Raw genomic sequence first — 26,928 nt, forward strand, 5'->3', positions numbered from 1 at the left:
CGAGGACTAGCTGTTCTGACCACTGAGGTTGGTCACGCGGCTGGCGGGCGGGTGTCCGCCGAGCGCGGTGTGGCCGCGGTGGTGATTGTAGGAGTGCAGCCAGNGGGGAAAGGCCTCGCGGCGGGCGGTCTCGGAGCGGTAGGCCGCCGCGTAGGCCCATTCCTCGAGCATGGTGCGGTTGTAGCGCTCGACCTTGCCATTGGTCTGCGGACGGTAGGGCCGGGTGCGTTTGTGGGCGATGCCGGTCTCGGCCAGGGCAGCCGCGAAGTCCCGGGAGCGGTAGCAGGCGCCGTTGTCGGTGAGAACTCGCTGGATGCGGGTGATGCCGGCGTGGGCGAAGAACACCCGGGCGCGGCGCCAGAACTCAGCGGCGGTCTGCTTGCGTTCGTCTGCGAGCAGTTCGGTGTAGGCCAGCCTGGAGTGGTCGTCGACGGCGTTGTGCAGGTAGGTATAGCCCATACCCCGGCGTCGGTCGCGCTTGCCAACGGCGCGACCGAGGACCTTGTGGCCGCCGCCGTCGGGAATGTTGCCGAGCTTCTTGATGTCGACGTGCACCATGTCCCCGGGGTGGGGGTGCTCGTAGCGGCGGATCACCCGGCCGGTGGCGCGGTCGAGATGAGACAGACGCGCCAGCCCGTAGCGGACCAGGACCTTGTGCACCGTCGAGGGCCAGATCCCGAGGAGGAACCCGATCCGCGCCGGACCCCACCGGCGCAGGACCCGGACCTTGATGATGCGCCGCTCACGGCGGGTCGGGGTCTGAGCGGGGCTGTGGTGCGGGCGCGAGGATCGGTCGGCCATGCCGGCCTCGCCGAGCTCGCGATAGCGCCCGACCCAACGTCGCGTGGTGGTGACCGAGACCTGGAACCGTTCCGCGGCGCGGCGCTCGCACCAGCCGTCCTCAACGACACACCGGGCCAGCCGTAGCCGTCCGGTCGGGGTCAGGGGCGCATTACGGTGGACCACGAGGGCCTCCCTGGCTCGGGGTGCAGATGTCGCAATCCACACCGAGCCAGGAGGCCCTCACCTACATCAAGATCATCGCCCTGTGTCGCACCGCGTACCTAACCTCAGTGGTCAGTACAACTAGCCGTGGTGGACGGCCTCGACGTTGTGTCCGTCGGGGTCGCGGAGGAACACCCCGTAGTAGCCGGGGTGGTACTCGGGCCACTCCCGCGGGGCGTGCAGCACCTCCACCCCGGCCGCCAGGGCCGCCTCGTGCACCGCGTCGACCGCCGCCCGGTCGGGCGCCGAGAACGCGACGTGCAGCTCCCGGTCGAGCGGGCCTCCCGGCGTCAGCCAGAACCGCGGCACCCCTGCCGCGTCGGCGAGCCCGACGACGGCGCTCCCCTCGTGCGGGATCCGCATCGCCTCTCTGAAGCCGAGCGGAGCGAAGATCTGCAGGTAGCGGGCCACGGCGGCGTCGACGTCGGCGACCGGGATCCCGAGGTGATCGAGCATGCCGCGGACGCTAGCGGTGACCCCCGACACGCTCGCCGGGCCGCTCGTCCAGCCGCGTCCGCGACGGCAGCGCCGAGAGCACCGTGAAGAGCACCAGCGCCAGCTGGAGCAGCAGGAGCAGGCCCCGCAGCGTCGTGTCCCGGGTGACGACCACCGGTCCGCCCCCGGCGGGTACCGGCACCCCGACGAGGTGCCCCCAGGCCGGGATGATGTCGGCGGGCGTCCCGCCGACCGTGGCGGTCCACCCCGACTCCCGCTCCGCGGCGAGCACCACCAGGCGACGGTCGGCGCCGGGCGAGATGAGCACCCCGACGTCGGGCGGGCTCGCGGGCAGGATGCCGATGCCCGACGGGCGGCGCGGCGCGGCCTTCGCGTCGGTGGCGTCGTCGGACACCGGCGGCTCGAGGACGACCGCCCCGGCCACGGGCAGGCCGATCGTGAGGACCGTGCGGCCGTCGGAGGTCGGCGCCGCCGGGGTCAGCAGCGGGGCACCGGCGCTCACCGCGCGGTCCGCGACGCCGGCGTCCGGCAGGACCACCGCCGCCGTCCCGGACGCGGCGAGTTCCGCCGCGCCGGCCTGCACCGTGGCGGGGTCACCGGACAGCAGCGCCGTGACGTCGCGGGTGAGCCGGGCGGGCGCCGCCCCGACCGGCACCAGGTCGTCGTCGCCGTAGCGGGAGAGGTCGGCACCCGCGCGGCGGGTGGCGTCGGCGTCGAGGGCGAAACCGCGGCCGTCGGCACGCGGGGCGAGGCCCACCTCGACCACCGTGGCCCCGGAGCCGGCGAGGCGACCGGCCAGCTGCGCGTCGAGTACCGGGGCGGGACGCTCGGCGAGCGGGCCGCCGGTCCCGAGGAGGGCGGCGCACACGGCGAGCGCGACGGCGCCCGCGGCGGCCACCGGGACCGCGATGCCGCGGGCCCGCCCGGTCGAGGCCGCACTCGCGCGCAGCCGGAGCCGGGAGGAGAACGCCGTGCCCAGGCGGGAGGCCGCGGAGCGCGCCCCGCCGCCAACGCGGGAGAGCACGCCCTCGGGGCCGAGGTCGATCGCGGGGTCGCCGAGCTGACGCGGGGCGGGTCGGTGCCTCGGCCCCGACCGTCCCGTCACGAGGGTGCCGAGCGGCGTCACGCGGGCCTCGGCCACGAGCGCGAGCAGACTCCACAGCGCTCCGCACGCGGCGAAGGCGAGCGCGGGGCCGGTCCAGCCCGGGCGGGGATCGCCGCCGGAGAGCGGCGCCAGCGCGACCGTCCCGACGATGCCCGCGGCGACGATCCCGAGCAGCATGATCCCGAGGCCGGGGACCATCGTGCGGCGCGGCGCGAGCAGGGCGCCACCGACCGCGGCGACCAGCACGATCAGCCCGACGACGGGCAGGGACCCGGCGCCCCCGGGGTCGAGGGACAGCACGTCGAGCGTGCTGGTGAACCGCTCGGCGACCGGTGACCCGGTGCCGTGCAGGAGCACCTGCGGGGCGCGGAGCAGGGTCGAGGGCCAGGGCAGGAGCAGCAGCACCGGCAGCACCACGACGGCGGCCAGCGCGACCGCCCGCCGCTTCGCCGCCCCCACGGGCGCCGGGACCGCCACGAACCCGACGACGACCACGACGAGCACCATGAGGTGCACCAGCGGCGCGAACGCGGACACGACCGCGAGCAACAGTGAGGTGCCCGCGGCGGCGCTCCACCAGGACGTCCGTCGCCCACGCGTCCCCTCGTCGCCCGCCGCGGTGCGGCTGCCGCGCAGCACCGCCGCCACGCCCGCGAGGACCAGCGGCAGCAGCACGACGACCACGACGCCGTCGAGCCGGCCCTGGGCGACCGCGGCCCCGGCGATGCCGAGCAGCGCGTACACCGACGCCGCGAGGGCGCGGAGCACGCGGCCGACCCGGACCGGGCGGGTGGCGACGTAGGCCGCGAGCCCGGCGAGCGGCAGCGCCCCCAGGAGGAGGAGCGACACGGCGACGGCGGGACCGGAGGCGCCGGCGACCGGCCACAACAGCCCGCCGACGACCCCGACGACGGCGAGCGCGGCCGAGGCCGGTGCGGCCGTACCCCCGGCGACCGGGTGCCACTCGGCGAGGTAGGCCGCCCACAGCGGACCGAGCTCGGGCAGGACCCGGAGGCGGCCGCCGGCGAGGTCGAGGCCGAGGCGGGAGCGCTGGGCCAGCAGCGACACGGCGGTGAGCGCCAGCACCATCAGCAGGGGCGGCGCGAGCAGCAGCTCCCGCAGCACGCGACCGGGGGTGACCGGGACGACGACGAGCCGCGGGTCGGGCTCCGCGTGCGGCGCCTCGCGGGGGTCGGGAATCCCGACCAGGGCGGTGGCGGCCTCGGGGTCGGGCTCCGCCGTGCGGTGGCGGCCGCTCCGTGCGCCGATCAGCTCGGTGGGACCGGCCTCGCCCGACGCGACCGGCCCGGCCAGGGACACGGCGACGGACTCGCCGCCCGGGCGCCGCAGACCGGCCTTGCGCCGGCTCGACCGCTTGGGGGCGGTGGCACCGGCCGGCAGCGCGCCCTGCCCGACGAGCAGCGCCCCCGCCTCGGGCCCCTCGGCCGCCGCCGCGGCGGCGGAGACCGGCTCCCGCGTGGGACGGGCCGCCCAGTCCGGCAGCCGCCCGAGGTCGAGGTCGTCCCGGACGCGGTTGCGGACGATGCTCGCGAGGCCCCCGGACACCGCGTTGCGCAGGCGGGTGGTGCGGCTGGTGAGCAGCCCGCGGACGTCCCCCGACCCGGCGTCGGGCCGACGACGGCGGCGGGCCTCCCGCAGGTCGCCGAGATCGGCCACCAGCCGGCCCATCGCGCCGAGCTCGGCGTTGGCCGCCCGCGGGCGGCGCAGCAGGAGGAAGCCGATGGCCCGCAGCACCGCGAGCAGCGGCAGGCGCACCAGGCCGATCGCGTACGCGGCGGCGGACCCGTTGACGAGGACCGTCGCCATGCCGTTGCGACGGTCGGTGGTCCGCAGGCCGCCGTCGGTGCCCCGGGCGTCGAGGTCCCGCGCGCCGACCGTGACCGCCCGGGCGTGGTGCAGCCGCGCGGAGGGGACGCAGAGGACCAGGCCGCCCGCGCGGTTGACGCGCCAGCCGAGGTCGAGGTCCTCGCGGAGCAGCCCGAACGCCGAGTCGTACCCGCCGAGGGCGTCCCACTCGCGGCGCCGGACCAGGGCGCCCGCGGACCCGACCGCCAGCACCTCGGAGTTGGTGGCGAACTGCCCGAGGTCGAGCTCGTCGGAGCCGATGCCGGTCTGCCGGTGCCCGGAGGCGTCGGTGGACAGGCCCGCCTCGACGACCAGCCGGGGATCGTCCCAGTCGAGCTGGAGGGGGCCGAGCATCGCCGCGGACGGCGAGGCCTCGGCGACGGAGAGCAGGACGTCGAGGCACGAGGGCTCGGGGGCCGCGTCGTCGTGCAGCACCCACAGCCAGTCGCCCGAGCTGCGGTCCGACCCCTCGGCCCGACCCCACCGCCGGTCCGCGTCGGCCACCGCCGCCGCGACGGCCGTCCCGAACGGGGTGTCCCGGGGGAGGTCGAGCACGACGTCGACGCGGTTGGACGACCGCAGCAGATCGGGCGTGGAGTCCCGCGAGCCGGTGTCGACCGCCACGACCCGACGGGGCCCGACGGTGAGCCGGCCGAGGGCACCGAGGGTCTCGGGCAGCCAGGCCTCGCCGTCGTGACAGACGAGGACCGCCAGCACGGGCGCCGTGGGGGCCACCGCAGTCCCTCCCGCCGTCGGGTCGCCCGGCGGTCGCCGGACGGGCCCGAGACTAGAAGGGGGGTCCGACAGCGCCGTCGGACAGGGTCACCACGCCGTGACCCGGAGCGTCCGGGTCAGACCACCCGACGCTTCAGACGGCGGCGCTCCCGCTCGGAGAGACCACCCCAGATACCGAACCGCTCGTCGTGCCCGAGGGCGTACTCCAGGCACTCGGAGCGCACCTCGCAGCTGTTGCAGATCTGCTTGGCCTCCCGGGTGGATCCGCCCTTCTCGGGGAAGAACGCCTCCGGGTCGGTCTGCGCGCACAGGGCGCGTTCCTGCCACTCCTGCTCGTCCTCGCCCGTGACGGCGAACAGCTCCCCCAGGACGTCACGAGGCCGACCGGCCCCGTGCGGTCCCCCTGCCGCCGTGGACGTCCCGTCGAACCTCACGCTGCCCAGCACCACCGACCCGCTCTCCGCACCGTTCACACGGCCTCCCTCACCGCTAGCACTCCCCAGCTGGCGGAGCGCCGGCCCCGCGCCGGCGTGTACGTCGCCAGGAATTACATCGGTGTCGTTCCATGTGGGTCAAGTCGGGGTACACGCATGGCCGCATGTCGCGACGGACGGTCGTCACGTGCGGTGAACGTGTTTTCGACGTTCATCGACGCTGCGTGGTCTCCCGGCCCGCCCGGACCTGGGACACTGGACCCGTGGCCAGCCTGCGCTCCGGTGGGAGCCTGACCCGGACCAGCCCCATCTTCCTGGGGCTCCTCGCCGCGACGGTGGCCGGGTGCGTCCTGACGCTCTTCGACGCCGAGATCGCCGTCACGGCCGGTGTGGTGATCATCATCCTGGCCGGCTGGTGCGTCTCGCTCTGCCTGCACGAGTTCGCCCACGCCCTGACCGCGCACCGCTGCGGCGACCCGTGGGTCAAGGCCCGGGGCTACCTCACGCTCGACATCACGAAGTACGCCAACCCCGGCCTCACCTTCGTGCTCCCGGTACTGTTCCTGATCATCGGCGGCATCCCGCTGCCCGGCGGCGCGGTCTACATCGCCCGCGGCACCCTGCGCGCCCGGTGGGCGCAGAGCCTGGTCTCGTTCGCCGGTCCGCTGGTGAACCTGGTGCTGGCGGTGCTGCTCGCGCTGCTGGTCCCGGTGGTGCCGGTCTACCTCGGGGCGGGGCTGTCGTTCCTCGCCCTGATCCAGGTGCTCGCGTTCGTCCTGAACATCCTGCCGATCCCCGGGCTGGACGGGTGGGGCGTCCTCGACCCGTACCTCTCCGACCGGACCCGGCAGACGGTCGCCCCGTTCACGCCGTACGCCCCCCTCGTGCTCTTCGTCGTGCTGCTCCTCTTCTCCCCCGCGGCGCAGGCGCTGTTCGGCCTCGCGTCGTTCGTCTACCAGGCCACCGGCGGCGACCTGTCGCTGGCCGAGGCCGGGCGCGCGATCTTCTTCTTCTGGCAGCGCTAGGACCCCGACCCGGCACGCTGTCGGGGGTCGGGGGCACGATCATCGGCGTGAAGGTCACGGTTCTGGTCGGGGGCGTCGGCGGCGCGCGGTTCCTGCAGGGGGTCCTGGCGGCGCTGAGGCCCACGGACGAGGTCTCCGCGGTGGTCAACGTCGGGGACGACATCTGGCTGCACGGCCTGCGGGTCTGCCCGGACCTCGACACCTGCATGTACACCCTCGGCGGCGGCATCGACGCCGAGAAGGGGTGGGGCCGCGCCGGCGAGACGTGGTCGGTCAAGGCCGAGCTGGAGGCCTACGGCGCCGACCCGACGTGGTTCGGGCTCGGCGACCGGGACGTCGCCACCCACCTGGTCCGCACCCGCATGCTGCGCGCCGGCTACCCGCTCTCGCAGGTCACCGAGGCCCTGTGCAACCGGTGGAAGCCCGGCGTCGCGCTCATCCCCGCGAGCGACGACCGGATCGAGACCCACGTGGTCATCGACGACCCGGACACCGGCGAGCGGCGCGCGGTCCACTTCCAGGAGTGGTGGGTCCGCTACCGCGCCGTCCCGCCCGCGCAGGGGTTCGCCTCCGTCGGGCGCGACCAGGCGACCGCCTGCCCGGCCGCCCTCACGGCGATCGCCGGGGCCGATCTCGTGCTGCTGGCGCCGTCCAACCCGGTGGTCAGCGTCGGCACCGTCGTCGACGTCCCCGGCCTGCGGGCGGCCCTCACCGCCGCCACCGCACCCGTCGTCGGGATCAGCCCGATCATCGGCGGCCGCGCGGTCCGCGGGATGGCCGAGGCCTGCCTCGACGCGGTGGGCGTGGAGGTCTCCGCGGAGGGCGTCGGGCTGCACTACGGCGCCCGCTCCGCCGGCGGCCTGCTCGACGGCTGGCTCGTGCACGAGACCGACACCGCCGAGGTGCCCGGGGTGGCGGTCCGCTCGGTCCCGCTGCTGATGAGCGACCCGGAGGCCACCGCGGCGATGGTCCGGGCGGCGATCGACCTGGCGGGCCTGCATGTCTGACGTGCCCACCGACCACGCCGCCACCGACGGCATCACTGCGTGGGGCGTGCCCGGCCTGCCCGAGTTCCGCCCGGGCGACGACCTCGCCGCCGCGCTGACCGAGGCGCTGCGCGGACAGGTGGTCGACGGCGACGTCGTGGTCGTGACCTCGAAGGTGTTCTCCAAGGTCGAGGGCCGGCTGGTCACCGTCCCGCGCGACCCCGAGGAGCGCGACGCCGCGCGCCGTCGGCTGATCGACGACGAGACGGTCCGGGTCCTCGCGACGAAGGGCCGCACCAAGATCGTCACGAACCGGCTCGGCATCGTGCAGGCCGCCGCCGGCGTCGACGGCTCCAACGTCGAGACCGACGAGGTCGCGCTGTTGCCCGTCGACCCCGACGGCTCGGCGGCCCGACTGCGGGCGCACCTGACCACCGCGCTGGGCGTCGACGTCGCGGTGGTCGTCACCGACACCATGGGGCGCTGCTGGCGCTCGGGCCAGACCGACGCCGCGATCGGCTCGGCGGGGCTCGTCGCGCTGCACGGCTACGGCGGGGCCGTCGACCGGCAGGGCAACGAACTGCTGGTCACGCAGGTCGCGGTGGCCGACGAGATCGCCTCGGCCGCGGACCTGGTCAAGGGCAAGCTGGGCGGGGTGCCGGTCGCCGTCGTCCGCGGCCTCGGCGCGCTGCGCGGGACCGGCCCGACGGCGGGCGAGCTGGTCCGGCCCGTCGAGGAGGACCTCTTCTGGCTCGGCACGAACGAGGCCATCGCCCGCGGTCGGCGGGAGGCCGTGCCCGCCCGCCGCTCGGTGCGGGCGTTCGCCGACGAGCCGGTCGACCCGGACGCCGTCCGCCGGGCCGTCGCGGCCGGCCTCACCGCGCCCGCGCCGCACCACTCGCGGCCGGTGCGCTTCGTGTGGCTGCGCGACGCGACCCGTCGTCGGGAACTGCTCGACGCCATGGCCACCGCCTGGCGCGCCGACCTCGAGGACGACGGGTTCACCGCGGCCCAGGTCGAGAAGCGGCTCGCCCGCGGCGACCTGCTGTACCGGGCGCCGGAGCTGGTGCTGCCGTTCCTCGTGCGGGGTCCCGACGGCGGGGCCCACGACTACCCCGACGCCCGCCGGTCCGCCGGCGAGGCCACGATGTTCACCGTCGCGGGCGGTGCGGCGGTGCAGGGCCTGCTGGTGGCGCTCGCCGCGGAGGACCTGGGCTCGTGCTGGGTCGGCTCGACGATCTTCGCGGCCGACCTGGTGCGCTCGGTGCTGGACCTGCCGCCGACGTGGGAACCGCTCGGTGCGGTCGCCCTGGGGCATCCGGCCGAGCCGCCCGCCGCGCGCGGCGAGCCGACCGCCGACGACCGGCTGGTGGAGCGGTGACGCCGCCGCCCGTGCACGACGACGCCACGGCGGTCCTGACGGCGTGGGAGGCGCCGACGCCCGACCAGTCGGCGATCCGGTACGCCCTGCTCGCCTACCTCGCCGCGCGGTCCGACGCCTGCGCCCGGGCCTGCGCGAGCGGGCACCTGACGGCCTCGGCCCTCGTCGTCGACGCCGTCGGGGAGCACGCGCTGCTGACGCTGCACCCGCGGGTGGGTCGCTGGCTGCAGCTCGGCGGCCACATCGAGGCCGACGACCCGACGCTGCGCGACGCGGCGCTGCGCGAGGCCACCGAGGAGTCGGGCATCGCCGACCTCACGATCTCCGACGCGCCGGTGCACCTCGACGTCCACCCGGTCACCTGCTCGCTCGGGGTGCCCACCCGGCACCTCGACGTCCGCTACCTCGTCCGGGCCCCGGCGGGCGCGACCGCCGTCCGCAGCGACGAGTCGGTCGACCTGCGGTGGTGGCCGCTCGCCGAGCTGCCCGACGACGTGGCTTTCGGGCGGGCGTTCGGCCGGTCGCTCACGCCGTCGGAGCCGTCAGCCCGGTCGTGAGGGTGCGGGTCACCGTGTCCACCGCCGAGCGCGCGGTGTCCCACGAGTCGCCGCCGGGCAGCCGGCTGAGCACCGCGACGACCCACGACGACCCGGCCGCGGGGACGCCGGTGGTGTGCAGGTAGAGGTCGCCGTCGGACATCCAGCCCTGCTTCGCCATCGCCCCGGTCGGCCGGGGCGGGTCCAGCAGGCCGAAGGCCTGGTCGAAGCCGTCGGCGCCGGCGTCGGCGGCGTTCGCGAGCCCGGTCCGCACCACCTGCTGGTCGGCCGCCGAGAGGGCGGTGAACGCGTAGCGGTAGACCGCGAGGACGTCGCGCGCGGAGATCACGGTCTCGCCCCACTCGTCGGGATCGGTGGGCGGGGTGGTGTCCTGCAGGCCGGCGAGGGAGACGACGTCGGTGATCGTCTGCGTGCCCCCGTACTCCTCCCACAGCGTGTCCATCGCGTCGTCGTCGGAGAGGCTCAGCGCGCGGCCGACGGCCGTCATGTCGTCCGGCGACAGCGTGATGTCGCCGGCCTCGGCGTGGTGGAGCAGGTCGACGATCGTGAACAGCTTGACCACCGACGCCGACTCGAAGCCGGTCGACCCGGTGCTGCCCCCGACGACCGCACCGTCGGTCGTGTCCATCACCGCGACGCCGACCGCGACCCCGCCCGGGGCCGCCGCGACGGCCTGCGCGACGGCGGTGCCCGCCGACGCGTCGGCGGTGGCCGGCGAGACCCGCGGAGGTGCGCTGGTGGCGGTCGGGGGCGGAGTCGTGGTCGGCGCCGTGGGGCGGGCGGTCGCGGTCTGGCCCGGCCGGACGGAGAGCGACGGGAGGACCTGGCGTGCCGTCAGCGTGGTCCCCGTGGTCCCCGTGGTCCCCGTGGTCCCCGACGGCGTGCCGACCACGCGGACCCGGGAGCCGACCGGGAAGTGCGCGGCGTCGGTGGGCTGGTGCGTCCGCCCGTAGCGCGTCGTGGGCGTGAGCTGCACCGTCCAGCTCACCCCGGTCGTCGCGAGCACCGTCCACGTCGAGCCGGACTCGGCCGTCACCGTCCCGTTCAGCACGTGCCGGTCGCGGGCGCCGACGACCGACCGGACCGTGCTGCTGCAACCCGCGGTCACGAGGACGGCCACCAGGACCAGGACGGGCAGCACGCGACGGATGATCACACCGGCGAGACTGTCCGCTCCCCGGGCCGCGCCGCCAGCGACGGGCGCGGATCCACAGCGGGTGCTCAGCCGCCGACGTCGAGCGCGTCGCGGGCATAGGCGGCGACGCCGAGGGCGTGCCGGTCGAGGACGGCCGCCAGCGCCTCGTCGACCCCGGGGCCCGCCGTCGCGCGGTGTCGCCGGGCGACGGCGCGCGCCGCCGGCGAGTCGACCGGTTCGCCCGCCGTCCACGCCCGGGCCCATGCGAGCCCGAGGTCGTCGAGCGCCTCGTCCGGCCCCGGCCGGTCGCCGAAGCCGTCCAACATCCCGGCCGGGGTGTCCAGCCGCCCGTCGGCGGTGCCGCGGACGGCGGCGAGCTGCCGGTCCAGCCGGTCGCGCACGGCCTCGAGCAGCCCGAGGAGCTCGACCGACGAGGCGCACCCGTCGTCGGGAAGGCCGAGCTCCCGACACAGCAGCGTCCGTTGCAGCTCGACGAGGTCGTCCCGCGACCACAGGCCGGGGCGCAGCGCCGTGAGCGGCTGCCCGCTTGCGCGGGCGACCTCGGCGGCGCTGAACCCCGTCACGGCGCTGAACCCCGTCACGGCTCAGTACTCCCGGAAGTCGCGCGGCGAGTACCGCGGCCCGAAGCGGGGCCGCCGGAACCCGGAGGCCTCGACGTAGCGCACCGCGCGCTGGCGCTGCGGCGCGTAGCAGGCGAGGACCTCCATCATCCCGGCGTCGTCGAGCTTCCGGCCGACGAGGGCGTAGCCGACGGTCGAGGGGATGTGGAAGTCGCCGATCGAGACGGCGTCCGGGTCGCCCCAGGCGCGCTGGGCCACCTCCGCGGCGGTCCACACACCGATGCCGGGGACCTTGCGCAGCAGCGACCGTCCCTCGACCCCGCGCAGCTCCACGGCCTTCTCGAGCCGGTGCGCGACCGTCGCCGCCGCGAGGATCGCGCGGCGCCGGGACTGGTCCACGCCCGCCTTGTGCCACTCCCAGTCGGGGATCGCCTTCGTGTCGCGCGGCGTCGGCGGCACCCGCATGCCCTGCGGCGCCGGACCGGGCGCGGTCCCGCCGAAGCGCCAGCAGAGTTCCCGCCAGGAGCGGTGGGCCTCGATGCCGGTGACCTTCTGCTCGAGGATCGCGGCGAAGAGCTGGTCCCACACCGCGCCGCACGCCCCGAGCCGCAGCCCCGGCAGGCGGTGCCGGGCGTCGGCCACCAGCGGGTGGTGGCCGACGAAGCCCTCGTCGTCGTCGTCCGCGCCGAGCAGCGCGGGGAGCCCGTCGAGGACCCACTCGGCGCCGTCGCCCCACGCGTCGGCCACGACCTCCGTGCCGGACCGGCGGATCCGTGTGGTCGCCGGGCCGGCCGGGGTGGAGCCGACGCGCCACACGACCCCCGCCTCGTCGATACGGCAGGTCGGGTCGCCCCGGCCGTGGCGCAGTGGCGAGATCAGGGCGGCGATGTCCAGCACGAAGCCCGGAACCCAGCGACGGGTGACCGGGGCCCGCGCGGTCAGTACGGCCTCAGGCACTCCCCGAGAATCGCAGACCGCCGTCCGGGATGGACAGACCGGGCCACAGGCGGACGCCGTCGCGCAGCTCGCAGCCGGCGCCGACGGTGACGTCGTCGCCGATGACGGCGTCGCTCACCACCGTCTCGTCGCCGATGACGGCGTGGGGGCCGATCACCGAGCGGGTCACGACGACGTTGTCCCCGATCCGCGCACCGTCCATCACGACCGAGCCGATGATGCGCGACCCGTCGCCCACGACGACGTCGCGGCCGAGGGTGCTGCCGTCGGAGACCGAGGCGGTCGCCGCGGTCTTCGCGCCCGGGAGCAGCAGCGCGGTGCCGACCGGGCCGGGCAGCGCCGAGGTCGGGGCGATGCCCTGCACCAGGTCGGCGCAGCCGCGCACGAACGCGGCGGGGGTGCCGAGGTCGAGCCAGTACGACGACTCCACGTGGCCCTGCAGCCGCCGTCCCTCGCGCAGCAGACCGGGGAAGGTCTCGCGCTCGACGCTGACCGGACGCCCCGTCGGGATCGCGTCGATCACGGCCCGCCGGAAGACGTAGCAGCCCGCGTTGACCTGGTCGGTCGGCGGGTTCAGCGTCTTCTCCAGGAACGCCTCGACCCGCCCCGTGGCGTCCGTGGGCACGCAGCCGAAGGCGGTGGGATCGGGCACGCGGACGAGGTGCAGCGTCGCGTCGGCGTCCGCGCCCCGGTGCTCGGCCAGCACGGCCCCGAGGTCCACCCCGGACAGGATGTCCCCGTTGAAGACCATGACCTCCTCGAAGGCCGGGTCGAGCGCGGCCGCGGCGTGCCGGATGCCGCCGCCGGTCCCCAGCGGTTCGGGCTCGGGCACGCACTCGAGGTCGAGCCCGAACGCGGACCCGTCGCCGAGGTAGTCGGCGAACACCTCGGCGCGGTAGCTGGTGCCGAGCACCACCCGGCGGATGCCGGTGGCGGCGATCCGCGAGAGCAGGTGACCGATGAACGGCACCCCCGCCGTCGGCAGCATCGGCTTCGGCGTCGACGCCGTCAGCGGCCGCAGCCGGCTGCCCTGCCCGCCGACCAGCACCACCGCCGCCGTGCCCTCGGCCGTTCCCCCCGTACTCGTCACGTTCGTGCCCTCCTGGGTACGTCTCCGGCCCCGGCGTGACGACGGCGTCGTGTCCGGGCGCTAGTGTGAACTCCACTCGGATGTCACCGGTCCGGGTCCTCCGGGGCCCACCGGACGCCCTATCCGCCGCCGGGAGCAGGGCAGGAGAAGCGTGGTGGAGCCGTCGAACGCGTGGGACCGCGCCCAGGAGGCTATCGCCCGGGCGCAGCAGCGCAATGCCACCGTGGTGACGCCTGACAGCGCACAGTCACCCTTCGACGCCGCCGCCACGCAGATGATCCCGCAGTCGGCCCTGCGTCCGGGCGACGATGCGGTGACGCAGCGTCACCGCCGGCCGTCGGCGAGCGCCCTCCACCACCAGGACGGGCGGCATCGTCAGCCCACGGACTGGAGCCCCCGGGAACCCGAGACCACCCCGGTCGAGGTCTCCGACCCGACCCTGATGCGTCCCCTCCCCGCGGAGGCGCCCACCGTCCGCACGGCCGCGACCCGGCCGCCGACGGCGCCGTTCCCCGCCCAGGAGCGCCCGCGCGACGAGCAGCCCCGCCCCGACGACTCGCCCACCACCCCGCCGGTGGGGGTCAAGGTCCCGTTCTGGAGGCGGCTCTTCCGCCGCTGAGCATGCCTCGGACGACCGCGGACGAGCCGGTCAGCTCGCGTGCCGGGTGCTCCACCGGGCGCGGACCCCGAGCGCGGCGCGCAGCCCGACCCGCAGCGGCGCCCACCGGGCGCCGCGGTAGCGGTCGGCCAGGAAGCGGTAGGCGCTGCGGTGGTGCTCGCGCAGCATGCGGGCCGACGTCGGCACGTCGGTTTCCGTGGCGTGCCCGCCGGTGTGCACCACCTCGGCGTCCGGCACGTACACGTTGAGCCAGCCGGCGCGCCCGAGCCGGTCCCCGAGGTCGACGTCCTCGAAGTACATGAAGAAGCGCGGGTCGAACCCGTCCACCGAGTCCCAGGCCTCGCGGCGCAGCAGCACGCAGGACCCCGACAGCCAGCCGGCGGTCCGCTCGGCGACCGACCCCTCCTGGCGGTAGGAGCGCGTCCAGGGGTTCCGCGGCCACACCGCGCCGAACACGGCGTGACCCACCCCGCGGCCCAGGGACGGGACGAGGCGCGCCGACGGGTAGACCTCGCCGTCGGTCCGGATGAGCGGCCCGAGGGACCCGGCGCGCGGCCACCGGTCGGCCGCCTCGAGGAGCAGGTCCAGCGACTTCGGGCCGAGCACGATGTCGGGGTTGGACACCAGCACCCACCCGGTGCCGGCCGGCAGCCCGGCGACTGCGCGGTTCGCCGCGGCGCCGTAGCCGAGGTTCTCCCCCATCGGCAGCAGCTGCGCGCGCCCGGCGGCCGCGGCCGCCTCGGGGACGCCGTCGGTCGACCCGTTGTCGGCCAGGACCACGGTGGGGCGGCGTGTGGTGGCGTCGGCCAACGAGTCGAGGAACGCCGGGAGCGAGTCACCCGGCGAGTAGGTCACGACGACGACGGCGAGGTCGTCCCCGTAGGGCGTGATCGGACCCGGCATGCGGCCCATCCTGACGGCCGCGCACCCGTCGTCGGGAAGAGGGGCTAGCGACGCGTCTCGTCGGTCGCCGGGAGCGCGACGGGCCAGTACTGCCAGGACCCCGGTCCGAGGCCGCCGGTGTTCGCCGCGGGACGCACCGGCGGGGCGGTCCGCCGCGGCGGCGGCGCGGCAGCCCGGCGGGTGGCACGGTCCATCCGGGCACGGAGTCGGTGACGCTCCCGGCCCGCATCGATCACGAGCCCGACCGCGACCACACCCAACAGGGCGAGCAGCACCGTCTCCAACGCCATACGTCGTGAACGCGTGAGGCGCCGAGAGGTGACGATCCATCGCCGACATGCCCGGAAAAATCTTCCATCCGTTTCCGGACGATCTTCCCGACGACGGGTGTCTGCGCCGGACGGGCCCTCCGGTCCCGTCAACGGCCGAGCAGCTCCGGGTGGCGGGTGACGGCCGTCCGCAGCGCGTCGCGCCAGTCGGGCAGCGGGTCCAGTCCGGCGGTCGTCCACGAGGTCGGGGACAGCACCGACCAGGCCGGACGCGGGGCCGGGCGGGGGAACTGCTCGGTGGTGCAGCCGTGCACCCGCCCCGGGTCGGCCCCCAGTTCCTCGAACACCGCGCGGGCGAAGCCGCACCAGGTGGTGGCGCCGCTCCCCGTCGCGTGCAGGGTCCCGGGGGGCGCCTCGGAGCGGCCCAGCGCCACGAGGGCGGCGGCCAGGTCCGCGGACCACGTCGGGGAGCCGTGCTGGTCGTCGACGACGTCGAGGGTGTCGCGCACGCCGGCCAGCCGGGCCATGGTCGCGACGAAGTTGGCGCCGGTGTCGCCGTAGACCCAGGCGGTGCGCACGACGTGGTGGGCGTCGAGGGCGTCCCGCACCCGCTGCTCCCCCAGTTCCTTCGTGCGCCCGTAGACACTGCGGGCGCCCGTGGGGTCGTCCGGCTCGTAGCCCGCACCCGGCCGTCCCGCCGGGCCGCGCCCGTCGAACACGTAGTCGGTGGACACGTGCACCAGCCGCGCGCCGTGCCGGGCACAGGCGGACGCGAGCAGCCCGGGGGCGTCGGCGTTGACCGCGTGCGCGGCGCGGGCGGCGTCGGCGTCGCTCTCGGCGAGGTCGACGGCGGTGAAGGCGGCCGCGTTCAGCAGGACGGCCGGTTCGTCGACCCCGCCGGCCCAGTCGCCGACGGCCACCTCCACCGCGGCGGGGTCGGTGATGTCGAGGTCGGCCCGCAGGAAGGCCCGGAACCGCTCACCGCCCGCGGTCAGGACCCGGACGAGGTCCGTCCCGAGTGCTCCGCCCGCTCCCGTCACCATCCACCGCACGCTTGAGCCTCCGAAGATCGATCCCGGTCCGCACGGCCGGGTGATGCTGTGTCATCCTCCGACGGACCGCGGCGGGTCCGAACGGGTGGTGCCCGGGAATGCCGGGTGAGGCCGTCTAGCCTGCCCTTGAGCCGGACGGCCGAGACGACGATGTCTCCGACACGGCCCCGACGACGACCGCCGTGACCGACACTGACGACGACGCCGCTGACTTCAGACGTGAGGGGAGGCGCCCGTGAACGACGACCGAGGACGCCCCCGTCGCGATCCCGCGCGCCGGTTCGGGCCCTCCGCGGGCCGCTCGGACGCCGAGCGTCGCCGCGAGCCCCAGGCCCGGAGTGCGGCCGCCCCGCCCGCCGCGGGTCCGTCGGCACGGCTGCGGCGCAGCGACCTGCAGGACCTCCGGCCCGCCGGCCCGGGCGGCGCCGCCGCTCCGGCGGGCATGGGTCGCCCGCCGTCCTCGGTGGCCCTGCGGGAGGGTCCGGCCCGGCCCCCCGCCGGCGGTGCGTCCGGTCCGCCCCCGGCGCGGCCCGCACCCGCCCGCCCCGTCCCGCCGCCGCGCCCCGGTCCCCCGCCCGCGGGAGGTCGCGACCGTCGTCCCTGGCGGATGCTGCGCGTCGTCGCGACGATCGCGTCGGTGCTGGTCCTCGCCGTGAGCGGCACGGCGTGGGCGGCGCTCTCGGGCAGCTTCGCGACCTCGGGCGCGCTGTCGAAGGGCACGGCCGCCGACGGCGCCACCGACATCCTGCTCGTCGGCACCGACAGCCGGAACGACGCGCAGGGCAACCCGCTGCCGCGCAACGTGCTGGCCCAACTCGACGCGGGCTCGGCCGACGGCGAGCTGAACACCGACACGATGATCCTGGTGCGGGTGCCGAACGACGGCAGCCGCGCGGTGGCCTTCTCGCTGCCCCGCGACAGCTACGTGTCGATCCCGGGTCAGGTCGGCAAGGGCAAGCTGAACTCGGTCTACCCCGGCGCGAAGGCCGCGATGGCGGAGAAGCTGGTGTCCGGCGGGGACGCCGATCCGCGCGACGTCGACGTCCGCTCCTCCGAGGCCGGCCGCTCCGCGTTGATCGACACCGTGCAGGAACTGACCGGCATCGGGGTCGACCACTACGCCGAGATCAACCTGCTCGGCTTCTTCAACCTGACCAACGCGATCGGCGGCGTCGACGTATGCCTCAAGAACGCGGTGGACGACGACTTCTCCGGCGCCCACTTCCCGGCCGGTCCCCGCTCGGTGTCCGGCCACGACGCGTTGGCCTTCGTCCGCCAGCGCCACGGGCTGCCGCTCGGTGACCTCGACCGGGTGCGCCGTCAGCAGGCGTTCCTCGCCGGGCTCTCGCACAAGGTCCTCTCGGCCGGCACGCTCGCCGACCCGATCACGCTGGCGCGCCTCCTCGACGCGGTGAAGCAGTCGGTCGTCCTCGACGGCAACTGGGATCTCCTGGGCTTCGCCCAGCAGATGCAGGGCGTCAGCGGTGGGGCCGTCAGCTTCATGACGATCCCCACCGAGGGCGGCATCAGCACCGACGCCGGGGACGCGCTCAAGGTGAACGAGAGCGAGATCAAGCAGTTCGTCGCCGACGCGATCGGCCCCAAGGACGCGCCGCTGGTCCCGACCGGTCCGGCCCCGGCCCAGATCCCGGTCGACGTCCGCAACGCCTCGGGCACCGGGGGCGCGGCGGCGCGCGTCGTGCAGATCCTCGGCGCGCAGGGCTACACGCAGCTGCGCTCCGGCAACGCCGACCGCACGGCGACCACGTCGGCCGTGCTCTTCGGACCCGGTGGTGACGCCGGCGCCGGGGTGGTCGCACGGGCCCTCGGCGGCCTGCCCACGCGGCCGGACGCCACGCTGCCGCCCAGCGGGGTGCAGGTGCTGCTCGCCACCGACTACCGCGGACCCGGCGCGGTCGTCTCGCCCTCCGACAGCGCCGACAGCGCGCCGCCGCCTCCGCCGCAGCCGCCGATCACCGCCGACGGGATCCCCTGCGTCAACTGAGCGCCGACTAGGCTCGCCGCCCGATGACCGTCACCGACGCCCTGCTCGCCCCCGTCCTCGCCGCCGACGCCCGTCGTCCGCTGATCACCTTCTACGACGACGCGACCGGCGAACGCCTCGAGTTCTCCGGCGAGACCCTCGCCAACTGGGTGGCGAAGACCGCGAACCTGCTGCGCGACGAGTGCGACGTCGAGCCCGGCACCCGGGTCTCGGTGGCCCTCCCGGCGCACTGGCAGAAGGCCGTGGCACTGCTCGGGGCGTGGTGGTGCGGGGCGCACGTGACCGACGACGGGCCCGCGGTGGCGCTCGTCGACGCCGACCACCTGGACGCCGATGCCGGCCTGGTCGTCGGCTTCTCGCTGGACGCCTTCGGGCGTCCGCTCGCGGACCTGCCGGCCGACGCGATCGACTACGCGAGCGAGGTCCGGATGCACGGGGACCACTTCACCCCGGACCCGGTGGCGGGCTCCGGTCCGGCCCTCGGGACGCACTCCGTCGACGAGGTGGTGGAGCGGTCCCGACGACGGGCCGCGGAGCTCGACTACGGTCCCGCCTCGCGTCTGCTGTCCACGGCCGACTGGCCGGTGGCGGCCGACGGCGGGCTCGTCGACGGGCTGCTCGCCGTCCTCGCGGCCGGCGGTTCACTCGTGCAGGTGCGCCACGCCGACCCCTCGGCGCTCGACCGGCGGGCCGAGGCCGAGAGGTGCACGGCGCGGCTCTGAATCAGCCGCGCAGGACCTGGCGGCCCATGACGACCCGCTGGATCTGGTTGGTGCCCTCGTAGATCTGCGTGATCTTGGCGTCGCGCATCATGCGCTCGACCGGGAAGTCGGTGGTGTAGCCGGCGCCGCCGAAGAGCTGGACGGCGTCGGTGGTCACCTCCATCGCGGTGTCCGAGGCGAAGCACTTCGACGCCGAGGCGATGAGCCCGATGTTCTTCTCGCCCCGCTCGGCCTTCGCCGCGGCGACGTAGACGAGGTGGCGGGCCGCCTCGATCTTCATCGCCATGTCGGCCAGCATGAACTGCACGCCCTGGAACTCCGCGACCGCCTTGCCGAACTGCTTGCGGTCCTTCACGTACTCCACGGCCGCGTCGAGGGCGCCCTGCGCGATCCCGACCGCCTGCGCCCCGATGGTGGGGCGGGTGTGGTCGAGCGTGGCGAACGCGGTCTTCAGACCGGTGCCGGGCTCGCCGATGATCCGGCTGCCCGGGATGCGGCAGTTCTCGAAGTAGATCTCGGTGGTCGGCGAGCCCTTGATGCCGAGCTTGTGCTCCTTGGGGCCGACCGAGAACCCCGGGTCGTCCTTGTGCACGACGAAGGCCGAGATGCCGTTGGCGCCCTTGTCGGGGTCGGTCTTGGCCATGACCGTGTACCAGTCGGAGATACCACCATTGGTGATCCAGCACTTGGTGCCGTTGAGGACCCAGTCGTCCCCGTCCTGCTGCGCGCGCGTGCGCATCGAGACGGTGTCCGAGCCGGCCTCCCGCTCGGAGAGCGCGTAGCTGATCATCGACTCGCCGCGTGCGATCGTCGGCAGGACCTCCTGCTTCAGCTCCTCCGAGCCGGACAGGATGATCGGCATCGAGCCGAGCTTGTTCACCGCCGGGATGAGCGAGGCCGACGCGTCGACGCGCGCCACCTCCTCGATGACCATGCAGGCGACGATCGAGTCGGCGCCCTCACCGGCGTACTGCTCGGGGATGTGGATGGCGTGGAAGCCGGAGGCGGTCAGCGCGTCGCGGGCCTCCTGCGGGAACCGGGCCTGCTGGTCGACCTCCGCCGCGAACGGCGCGATCTCCTTCTCGCTCAGCGCGCGGATGGCCTCCCGCAGCGCAGCGCGCTCCTCGCCCAGGTCGTAGACGTCGAACTCCGGGTTCACCGCGAACTCCTCCCGAACCGAAACATGCTCGGGAGCGACGGTACAGCCGGATTGGTTGGACGTCCTACCGTTCGTGGGATGACTCTCGCCCTCGCGGGACGTCCCCGGGCGGAGGGTCGGCGCCGCGTCGGCCCGGGGCGGCCCGCCCGCCCTCAGGACGAGCCGGGCCCCAGCTTGCGGACGGCCTCGTCCTTGCCCGCCACGGAGGTGCGCAGGTCGGCCTGGAAGTCGGCCATGCGGGCGGCGAGCCCGGCGTCGGCCGCGGCGAGGATGCGGACGGCGAGCAGGCCACCGTTGCGGGCGCCGCCGATCGACACCGTCGCGACCGGCACGCCCGCGGGCATCTGCACGATCGAGAGCAGCGAGTCCATGCCGTCGAGGTGCTTGAGCGGCACGGGCACGCCGATCACCGGCAGGACGGTCGCCGCCGCGACCATGCCCGGCAGGTGGGCCGCCCCGCCCGCGCCCGCGACCACCACGCGCAGGCCGCGGGACGCCGCCGTCTCCGACCACTCCAGCATCGCGCGCGGCGTGCGGTGGGCCGAGAGGACCCGGGCCTCCCACGGCACGCCGAACTCGTCGAGGGCCTGCGCGGCGGCCTGCATCGTCGGCCAGTCGGAGTCCGACCCCATGACGATGCCGACCAGCGGGGGCAGCCGGGCGTCCGAGACCTGGGAGGAGTCCGTCGTCGCGACCGCCTGGCCGGGGACCAGCTCAGCAGAGGACATCTAGTGCGCACTCCATCCGTCGCTCCACTTCCCGGTGGCGAGGTGGTCGGCGGCGAGCCGGGCGCGCCGGCGGACCTCCCTCATGTCGTCACCGGTGATCGTCACGTGCCCGAGCTTGCGGCCCGGGCGTTCGGCCTTGCCGTAGAGGTGCACCCTCGCCTCCGGGAAGCGGGCGAGGGTGTGGTGCAGCCGCTCGTCGGGTCCGGTGGAGGGCACGGGGTCCCCACCGAGCACGTTCGCCATCACGCACGCCGGGCGCAACGTCGCCGTCGACCCGAGCGGGTAGTCGAGGACGGCGCGCAGGTGCTGCTCGAACTGCCCGGTCACGGCCCCGTCCATGGACCAGTGCGCCGAGTTGTGCGGCCGCATCGCGAGTTCGTTGACGAGGATCCGGCCGTCGGGGGTCTCGAAGAGCTCGACGGCGAGCAGCCCCACCACGCCGGTGGCGGCGGCGATGCGGATCGCGAGCTCCTCGATCTCCTCCGCGGTGTCCTCGTCGAGGCCGGGCGCGGGCGCGAGGACCTCGGTGTTGATCCCGTCCTGCTGGACCGTCTCGACGGCGGGGTAGACCGCGGCCTGGCCGAAGGGCGAGCGCGCCAGCACGACGGCGAGCTCGCGGGCGAGCTCGACCTTCACCTCGGCGAGCAGCGGCGTCCCGGCCTCCAGCAGATCGGCCACCAGGGGCCGGGCCTCCGCCGCCGAGTCGACGATCCACACCCCGCGCCCGTCGTAGCCCCCGCGGGCGGCCTTGAGCACCACGGGCCAGCCGTGCTCGGCGGCGAACGCCTCGAGGTCGGCGGCGGACGTGACGGGCGCGAAGGGCGGGACGGGCTCCCCCCGCTCGGCGAGCCGACGGCGCATCACCAGCTTGTCCTGGGCGTGGAGCAGGGCCTCCGGGCCGGGGTGCACGGTGACGCCGTCCGCGACGAGGGTCGTCAGCAGCTCGCCGGGCACGTGCTCGTGGTCGAAGGTCAGCGCCTCGGCCCCGACGGCGACCCGTCGCAGCGCCCCGAGGTCGCGGTGGTCGCCGATCTGGACCTCGGGCGTCACCATCGCCGCGGCCTCGTCAGGCGAGGTGGCCAGCACCCGCAGCGTCTGACCGAGCGAGATCGCCGCCTGGTGCGTCATGCGGGCCAACTGGCCGCCCCCGACCATGGCGACGACGGGCAGGCCGGTGCGCTCCTCCACGGGCGGAGAACCTAGTCGGCGGGATCGGCGAGGTCGCCCTCCGGGGCGATCACGGGGACGTCGAAGCCGAGGATCCTGTCCCGACGGGGCACCGCCGGCTCGGCGTCGCGCAGCTTCGCGAGGGTGTCGCCGACGGCGTCGAGCGTCGCGGGCAGCGGGACGATCCGCGCGCTGGGCGACCCGGTGACCCCGGACGCCCCGGCCAGGCGCCGCGCGAGCATCCCGCGGAGCACCCGCACGCGGGCGGCCAGGCCCTCGCGGGGCGCGAGCACGACGACCGTCGACCGCCCGACCACCGCGATCGTCTCCCCGGCGTCGAACACCACCGCGGCGGCGTCCCCCGTGACGGTGAGGGGCGCGACGCGGGACCAGCCCGCCACCTGCAGGGTCACGACGACGAGGGCGTACGCGTCGCCCACCGACGTGCCGTGCGCGCGGGCCGCCCGGTAGACCTCGGCGAGCCGGGTGCGGAGGTAGCGCGCACTGGCGAGGCCGGAGAGCGGGTCGAGCGCGGCCGCCTCGGAGAGGTCACCGCAGGCCACGTCGGTCCAGCCGAGCGAGACGACCCGCACGAGCCGCGAGCCCTCCGCGCCCGGCAGACCCAGCCGCCGCCGCTCGCCCAGGGCCCCGAGGGCGCCGCTGACGGCCGTGTGCAGCGCGGCGAGGTCGGACAGCGTCTCGTCGAGCCCGATGCCGGCGGCCGCCCGGGCGCCCGCCCACCGCGTCATCGCCCGCTCGAGCGGCGGACCGACCCGGCCGGAGAGGACGGCGTCGCAGACCTCGTCGACCGTCGGGTCGGGCCACTCCGAGGCCACCGACCACCCGAGGGCGTTGCTGCACGCGAACCACCGCTCCTTGAGCGCCGCGTGCGCGGGTCCGGGCCGCCCGGTCCCGGCGCCGCGGGCGAGGGGCGCGGGGTCGGCACCGGGAAGGTCGGCGCCGTCGGCCCCGGCGTTCCCGACGACCTCGTCCCTGCGCTCGTCCGCGAGCGTCATCCACGCACCTCCGCTGCTCCCCGTGCCCGCCACCGTCGTGCCCGCCGCGGTGACCGACGGTGTCGGCCACCCCGGTCGTCGCGGGTTCTCCCCCTGGCGACGCGCGAGACGGTCATCCGTGACGGTGACACTGCCGGGATCCTCCCCGAGTCCGCCGCAGACTCCTCGCGGAGGGGGGAGGTGCGCCCGGATGGCCGAGGTCGGCGGTACCGCAGCGGGCTCCGGCCTGCCCGGACCCAGCGACGCCGAGCTGCTCGGCGTCATCCGCGGGCGCCCCGCCGACACCGAGTCGACCGTCGCCTTCGGCACGCTGTACGACCGCCACCGCGACGCCGCCCGCGCCCTCGCCCGCCAGCTCGCCCGGTCCCCCTCCGACGCCGACGACCTCGTCTCCGCCGCCTTCGCCCGCCTCCTGGAGATCCTGCGCGCCGGGGGCGGGCCCACCGAGGCGTTCCGTGCCTACCTGCTGACCTCGCTGCGCCACCTCGCCTACGACCGGACCCGCGCGGAACGACGCCTCGACCTCACCGAGGACATGGGCGAGGTCGTCGGCGTCGACCCCGAGCGCACCGTCGTCCCGTTCGCCGACCCCGCCGTCGCCGGTCTCGAGCGTTCCCTCGCCGCGCGGGCCTTCGCGACCCTCCCCGAACGCTGGCAGGCCGTCCTCTGGCACCTCGAGGTCGAGGGCGACTCCCCCGCCGACATCGCGCCGCTCTTCGGCCTCACCCCCAACGCGGTGTCCGCCCTCGGCTACCGTGCCCGTGAGGGGCTCCGCCAGGCCTACCTGCAGGAACACCTCTCGGGCGGCGGCCCCGAGGCGCCGCCGAAGGACCGCCGACACCGCGAGACCGAGGAGAAGCTCGGCGCGTGGACCCGCGGCGGGCTGTCCAAGCGCGACGCCGCGAAGGTCGAGGAGCACCTGCGCGAGTGCGCCGAGTGCCGCGCCCTCGCCGCCGAGCTGCGGGAGGTCAACTCCGGCATCCTGCGCTCCGCGATCGCCCCGCTCGTCCTCGGCGCCGCCCTCGTCGGCTACCTGGCCGCCCGGCAGGGGGCGTGGGTGCCGTCGACCGCGGAGCTCGTCGTCGCGGGGAGCGGGGTCGTCGGGGTGATCGGCGCGCTCGGCGGCGTCGCCCGGTCCGCCGAGGTACCGCGGACCCGCCGGCTCGGCGCCGCCGTCGTCGGCCTCGCGGGCCTCGGCATCGCCACGGCCACCGCCCTCACCGCCGCCGGCCCCGAGGCCCCCGTCGCCGCGCCGCCCGCGGTCCTCCTTCCCGACGGCGGGTCGGTGCCGGTCCCGCCGCCGCCCGCCCCGCTCCCCGTTCCCGACGCCGGGTCCATGCCGGCGCCGGCGCCGGCTGACGCCGGCACCCTGTCGCGCACCCCGGCCCGCTCGGGGACGGGCGGCTCGGGGACGGAATCGGGAACGGGCGACTCCGGGACGAGCGGCTCGGTGTCGGACGGATCGGGAACAGTCGGCGCGGGGACGGGCGGCTCGGGGACGGGCGACTCCGGGACGGGCAGGTCGGGACCCGGCTCGGCATCCGGCGGCCGCGGGTCCTCCGCCGGCCGGCCGGTGGCGCACGCGGCGACCCCGGTCCCGTCGTCGGGCCTGGTCAGCTCGGGGGGCCGGACGACGGACGGCAGCGGACCGACGACTGGCAGCCGCCTGGACGTCCTCGACCCGGGCGTGCTGACCGACCAGGTCCTGCGCCGGGGTCTGCTCGAACCGGTCCTGGACGTCCTGCTGCACTGATCGCGCCGCGGCCGCCGATCCCGCCGCGCACCGCGTCTCCCGACTCCGGCCGTGGGCTCTCCGCGCCGGAGGAGGAGGACGTGTCCGTTCATCCGAGTCGCCGTGACTCGGATGAACGGGAGCACTGCCGCGTGAGCAGCGGCGTCCCGCGAAGCGTCATCACGAGGTTCGTCCGTGGCCCGGCGCGTGGCGGACGACCTGGTCGTAGCGGTCGCGCAGCGGGTCCGGCACCGTCGCGACGTCCCGGTCCGCTCGCGCGGGCAGAGGTCCACGACACCCGTGAGGCTCCTTCTAGGCTGCACGCCATGAGCGACCCCACCCCGGCGGTGCGCGCGTCGGACGCCGAGCGCGAGCAGGTCGCCGACCTGGTGCGGCGGGCGGTCGGCGACGGCCGGCTCACCGTGGTGGAGGGCGACGAGCGGCAGCGGGCCGCCTACGGGGCGACGTTCCGCCACGAGCTGGCGCCGATCACGGCGGACCTGGAGCCGCTCGAGCCGGACGCACCCGACGTCGGGGAGGGTCCCGTCGAGCGGCCGGACAGCACCGGGTCGATCGCCGTGATGGGCGGCGCGGACCGGTCCGGGACGTGGACGCCCGGGCTGACGCACCGCGCGGTGAGCCTGATGGGCGGGACGAACCTCGACCTGCGGCACGCGCAGCTTGACGCCCGCGGACTGACGCTGCAGATCGTCTCGATCATGGGCGGCGCGAACGTCGACCTGCGCGGGGTCGGGCGCGACGTCACCGTGCAGGCGTTCGCGTTGATGGGCGGCTGCGAGGTCGTGGTCGACCCGGACACCGTCGTCGAGGTCACCGGGGTCGGCGTCATGGGCGGGTTCGCCGACCAGGCGGGACCACCACGCGGACCCGGCGGGCCGCGGATCCGGGTCACCGGTTTCGCGATGATGGGCGGCGTCACGGTCACCCGCCGCCCGCTCGCGGTCGAGGGCCCTCAGTAGCGGCGCTGCACCTCCAGCTCGGCGGCGGACGAGGCGCCGCCCAGCCCGACGGTGAGGTCCAGCTCGGCGAGCACGTCGGCGACGACCTGCGCGACGCCGTCCGCCCCGGCGAGGGCGAGGCCCCAGACGAACGGGCGGCCGAGGCAGACCGCGCGGGCGCCGAGGGCGAGGGCGACCGCGACGTCCGCGCCGGTGCGGATGCCCGAGTCGAGGAGCACCGGCAGCCGGTCGGCCACCGCGTCGACGACGCCGGGCAGCGCGTCGAGCGCCGCGATCGCGTGGTCGACCTGCCGGCCGCCGTGGTTGGACACCAGCACCGCGTCGACGCCCGCGTCGACCGCGCGGCGCGCGTCGTCGGGGTGCAGGACCCCCTTGAGCACCACCGGCAGCGACGTCCGCGACCGCAGCGTCGCCACGTCGTCCCACGTCAGGTGCGGGCGGGAGTACACGTCGAGGAAGGTCTCGACCGCGGCCCGCGGCACCGGGGAGCGCAGGTTCTCCAGCGGCGGGCCGGGGAAGTTCCGCGTGATCTCGAGCAGGGTCCGCACGGCCGCCGGGGTGATCCGTGGTGACGGCCCGGTGCGCGGCGCGGCGGCCCGCTCCCGCGCGAGCCGGGAGAACACCGGGTCGGAGGTGTACTGCGCGATCCCGAGGCCGCGGCTGAACGGCAGGTGCCCGAGATCGAGGTCGCGGGGACGCCAGCCCAGCATCGTGGTGTCGAGGGTGACGACGACGGCCTCGCACCCGCTCGCCTCGGCGCGGGCGAGGAAGCTGTCGACGAGCTCGTCGGAGGTCGACCAGTACAGCTGGAACCACCGCCGCCCGATCCCCGACAGCGACTCCATCGCCGTGCCCGCCTGGTTGCTGACGATCATCGGCACGCCCGCGGCGGCGGCACCGCGGGCCACCGCGAGGTCGGCGCCCCGCGTCACGAGGTCGAGCGCGCCGATCGGGGCGAGCAGCAGCGGGTGGTCGAGGCGACGGCCGAAGAGCTCGACGGAGAGGTCCCGCGACCCGACGTCGCGCAGCATCCGCGGGACGGTCTGCCACCGCTCGAAGGCGGCCCGGTTGGCCCGCACGGTGGCCTCGGCGCCGGCACCGCCGGTCACGTAGGCGTCGGCCCGGCGCGACATGGCCCGGCGGCCGCGGCGCTCGAGCTCCCCCGCCGTCGTCGGGACCCGGGGCCGGGAACCGGAGACGCCGTCGCGATAGACCTGCTCCTGGCGGGCACGGCCCGCGCCGATCGACATGCGGCGTCGTCTA

At 75.8% G+C, this 26,928-nt stretch carries 25 protein-coding genes; 9 read left to right on the forward strand and 16 right to left on the reverse strand.

All coding sequences use genetic code 11. The features are described from left to right. Window positions 1-6: 6 nt before the first annotated feature. The 4 genes from A3CO_RS0119415 to A3CO_RS0119430 form a co-directional block, all read right to left on the reverse strand. Window positions 7-966 (reverse strand): IS481 family transposase, encoded by a 960-nt coding sequence (locus A3CO_RS0119415; protein WP_026204779.1) that lies wholly within the window; start codon window positions 964-966, stop codon window positions 7-9. A gap of 120 nt (window positions 967-1,086) precedes the next feature. Next, window positions 1,087-1,461, reverse strand: coding sequence for a VOC family protein (locus A3CO_RS0119420; protein ID WP_026204780.1), 375 nt, complete (start codon window positions 1,459-1,461; stop codon window positions 1,087-1,089). Between the two features lie 10 nt (window positions 1,462-1,471). Further along, complete coding sequence (locus tag A3CO_RS38765; RefSeq protein WP_018333912.1) at window positions 1,472-5,167, reverse strand: glycosyltransferase; 3,696 nt, start codon at window positions 5,165-5,167, stop codon at window positions 1,472-1,474. 116 nt (window positions 5,168-5,283) lie between these two features. Then, window positions 5,284-5,535: a WhiB family transcriptional regulator gene (locus A3CO_RS0119430; protein WP_033414730.1), complete on the reverse strand. Its 252-nt coding sequence runs from the start codon at window positions 5,533-5,535 to the stop codon at window positions 5,284-5,286. A 329-nt stretch (window positions 5,536-5,864) separates the two neighbouring features. Between A3CO_RS0119430 and A3CO_RS0119435 the strand changes: the two genes are divergently transcribed. The 4 genes from A3CO_RS0119435 to A3CO_RS0119450 are packed head-to-tail and all read left to right on the forward strand — an operon-like array spanning window position 5,865 to window position 9,550. Beyond that, the gene (locus A3CO_RS0119435; RefSeq protein ID WP_018333914.1) at window positions 5,865-6,626 is read left to right on the forward strand and encodes a site-2 protease family protein; all 762 of its coding nucleotides are present in this window, start codon (window positions 5,865-5,867) and stop codon (window positions 6,624-6,626) included. 47 nt (window positions 6,627-6,673) lie between these two features. Continuing rightward, complete coding sequence (gene cofD / locus A3CO_RS0119440) at window positions 6,674-7,633, forward strand: 2-phospho-L-lactate transferase (RefSeq protein ID WP_018333915.1); 960 nt, start codon at window positions 6,674-6,676, stop codon at window positions 7,631-7,633. Beyond that, window positions 7,626-8,993 (forward strand): coenzyme F420-0:L-glutamate ligase, encoded by a 1,368-nt coding sequence (locus A3CO_RS0119445; protein WP_026204782.1) that lies wholly within the window; start codon window positions 7,626-7,628, stop codon window positions 8,991-8,993. The genes cofD and A3CO_RS0119445 overlap by 8 nt, the downstream gene beginning before the upstream one ends. Continuing rightward, entirely contained in the window at window positions 8,990-9,550 is a 561-nt protein-coding gene (locus A3CO_RS0119450) for an NUDIX hydrolase (RefSeq protein WP_018333917.1), read from the forward strand. The genes A3CO_RS0119445 and A3CO_RS0119450 overlap by 4 nt, the downstream gene beginning before the upstream one ends. Here the strand turns inward: A3CO_RS0119450 and A3CO_RS36090 are convergent. The 4 genes from A3CO_RS36090 to manB all read right to left on the reverse strand — a co-directional run bounded on the left by A3CO_RS36090 (window position 9,519) and on the right by manB (window position 13,313). Then, window positions 9,519-10,706: a hypothetical protein gene (locus A3CO_RS36090; protein ID WP_018333918.1), complete on the reverse strand. Its 1,188-nt coding sequence runs from the start codon at window positions 10,704-10,706 to the stop codon at window positions 9,519-9,521. The genes A3CO_RS0119450 and A3CO_RS36090 overlap by 32 nt on opposite strands. Before the next feature lie 65 nt (window positions 10,707-10,771). Beyond that, window positions 10,772-11,287 (reverse strand): MerR family transcriptional regulator, encoded by a 516-nt coding sequence (locus A3CO_RS0119460; RefSeq protein WP_018333919.1) that lies wholly within the window; start codon window positions 11,285-11,287, stop codon window positions 10,772-10,774. 3 nt (window positions 11,288-11,290) lie between these two features. Then, on the reverse strand, window positions 11,291-12,223 hold the full coding sequence (locus A3CO_RS0119465; RefSeq protein ID WP_018333920.1) for a DNA-3-methyladenine glycosylase family protein: 933 nt from the start codon (window positions 12,221-12,223) through the stop codon (window positions 11,291-11,293). Continuing rightward, complete coding sequence (gene manB, locus A3CO_RS0119470) at window positions 12,216-13,313, reverse strand: mannose-1-phosphate guanylyltransferase (protein WP_026204785.1); 1,098 nt, start codon at window positions 13,311-13,313, stop codon at window positions 12,216-12,218. Before manB ends, A3CO_RS0119465 begins: the two co-directional genes overlap by 8 nt. 154 nt (window positions 13,314-13,467) lie before the next feature. Here manB and A3CO_RS36095 point away from each other — a divergent pair, with 154 nt between their 5' ends. Continuing rightward, a complete protein-coding gene (locus A3CO_RS36095) occupies window positions 13,468-13,932 on the forward strand; it encodes a hypothetical protein (RefSeq protein WP_018333922.1) in 465 nt (154 codons plus the stop codon). A gap of 30 nt (window positions 13,933-13,962) precedes the next feature. Here the strand turns inward: A3CO_RS36095 and A3CO_RS0119480 are convergent, their stop codons facing one another. From A3CO_RS0119480 to rfbD, 3 genes are all read right to left on the reverse strand, one after another. Further along, window positions 13,963-14,844, reverse strand: coding sequence for a glycosyltransferase family 2 protein (locus A3CO_RS0119480; protein WP_018333923.1), 882 nt, complete (start codon window positions 14,842-14,844; stop codon window positions 13,963-13,965). 35 nt (window positions 14,845-14,879) lie between these two features. Beyond that, a complete protein-coding gene (locus A3CO_RS0119485) occupies window positions 14,880-15,125 on the reverse strand; it encodes a hypothetical protein (protein WP_018333924.1) in 246 nt (81 codons plus the stop codon). Between the two features lie 128 nt (window positions 15,126-15,253). After that, window positions 15,254-16,147: a dTDP-4-dehydrorhamnose reductase gene (gene rfbD, locus A3CO_RS0119490; RefSeq protein WP_018333925.1), complete on the reverse strand. Its 894-nt coding sequence runs from the start codon at window positions 16,145-16,147 to the stop codon at window positions 15,254-15,256. 244 nt (window positions 16,148-16,391) lie between these two features. On the opposite strand from rfbD, the gene A3CO_RS33250 reads away from it, so the two are divergent. Further along, on the forward strand, window positions 16,392-18,161 hold the full coding sequence (locus A3CO_RS33250) for an LCP family protein (protein ID WP_018333926.1): 1,770 nt from the start codon (window positions 16,392-16,394) through the stop codon (window positions 18,159-18,161). A 23-nt stretch (window positions 18,162-18,184) separates the two neighbouring features. After that, on the forward strand, window positions 18,185-18,883 hold the full coding sequence (locus tag A3CO_RS0119500; RefSeq protein WP_018333927.1) for a TIGR03089 family protein: 699 nt from the start codon (window positions 18,185-18,187) through the stop codon (window positions 18,881-18,883). Between the two features lies 1 nt (window position 18,884). Here the strand turns inward: A3CO_RS0119500 and A3CO_RS0119505 are convergent, their stop codons facing one another. From A3CO_RS0119505 to A3CO_RS37615, 4 genes are all read right to left on the reverse strand, one after another. Then, window positions 18,885-20,042: an acyl-CoA dehydrogenase gene (locus tag A3CO_RS0119505; protein ID WP_018333928.1), complete on the reverse strand. Its 1,158-nt coding sequence runs from the start codon at window positions 20,040-20,042 to the stop codon at window positions 18,885-18,887. Window positions 20,043-20,194: 152 nt separating this feature from the next. Then, window positions 20,195-20,698: a 5-(carboxyamino)imidazole ribonucleotide mutase gene (purE, locus tag A3CO_RS0119510; protein ID WP_026204787.1), complete on the reverse strand. Its 504-nt coding sequence runs from the start codon at window positions 20,696-20,698 to the stop codon at window positions 20,195-20,197. Window positions 20,699-20,770: 72 nt separating this feature from the next. Next, complete coding sequence (locus A3CO_RS0119515) at window positions 20,771-21,958, reverse strand: 5-(carboxyamino)imidazole ribonucleotide synthase (RefSeq protein WP_018333930.1); 1,188 nt, start codon at window positions 21,956-21,958, stop codon at window positions 20,771-20,773. 11 nt (window positions 21,959-21,969) lie between these two features. Further along, entirely contained in the window at window positions 21,970-22,953 is a 984-nt protein-coding gene (locus A3CO_RS37615) for a hypothetical protein (protein WP_018333931.1), read from the reverse strand. Window positions 22,954-23,143: 190 nt separating this feature from the next. Between A3CO_RS37615 and A3CO_RS38285 the strand changes: the two genes are divergently transcribed. Together A3CO_RS38285 and A3CO_RS0119530 are read left to right on the forward strand one after the other, a co-directional pair. Beyond that, window positions 23,144-24,706, forward strand: coding sequence for a sigma-70 family RNA polymerase sigma factor (locus A3CO_RS38285; RefSeq protein ID WP_051086012.1), 1,563 nt, complete (start codon window positions 23,144-23,146; stop codon window positions 24,704-24,706). A gap of 305 nt (window positions 24,707-25,011) precedes the next feature. Next, complete coding sequence (locus A3CO_RS0119530; RefSeq protein WP_018333932.1) at window positions 25,012-25,665, forward strand: DUF1707 SHOCT-like domain-containing protein; 654 nt, start codon at window positions 25,012-25,014, stop codon at window positions 25,663-25,665. Here A3CO_RS0119530 and A3CO_RS0119535 read toward each other — a convergent pair. Continuing rightward, window positions 25,659-26,915: an alpha-hydroxy-acid oxidizing protein gene (locus A3CO_RS0119535; RefSeq protein WP_018333933.1), complete on the reverse strand. Its 1,257-nt coding sequence runs from the start codon at window positions 26,913-26,915 to the stop codon at window positions 25,659-25,661. The two genes, A3CO_RS0119530 and A3CO_RS0119535, sit on opposite strands and share 7 nt — an antisense overlap. Window positions 26,916-26,928: the final 13 nt, after the last annotated feature.

The sequence above is a fragment of the Actinomycetospora chiangmaiensis DSM 45062 genome (assembly GCF_000379625.1).
GTDB classification, from domain to species: Bacteria; Actinomycetota; Actinomycetes; order Mycobacteriales; family Pseudonocardiaceae; genus Actinomycetospora; species Actinomycetospora chiangmaiensis.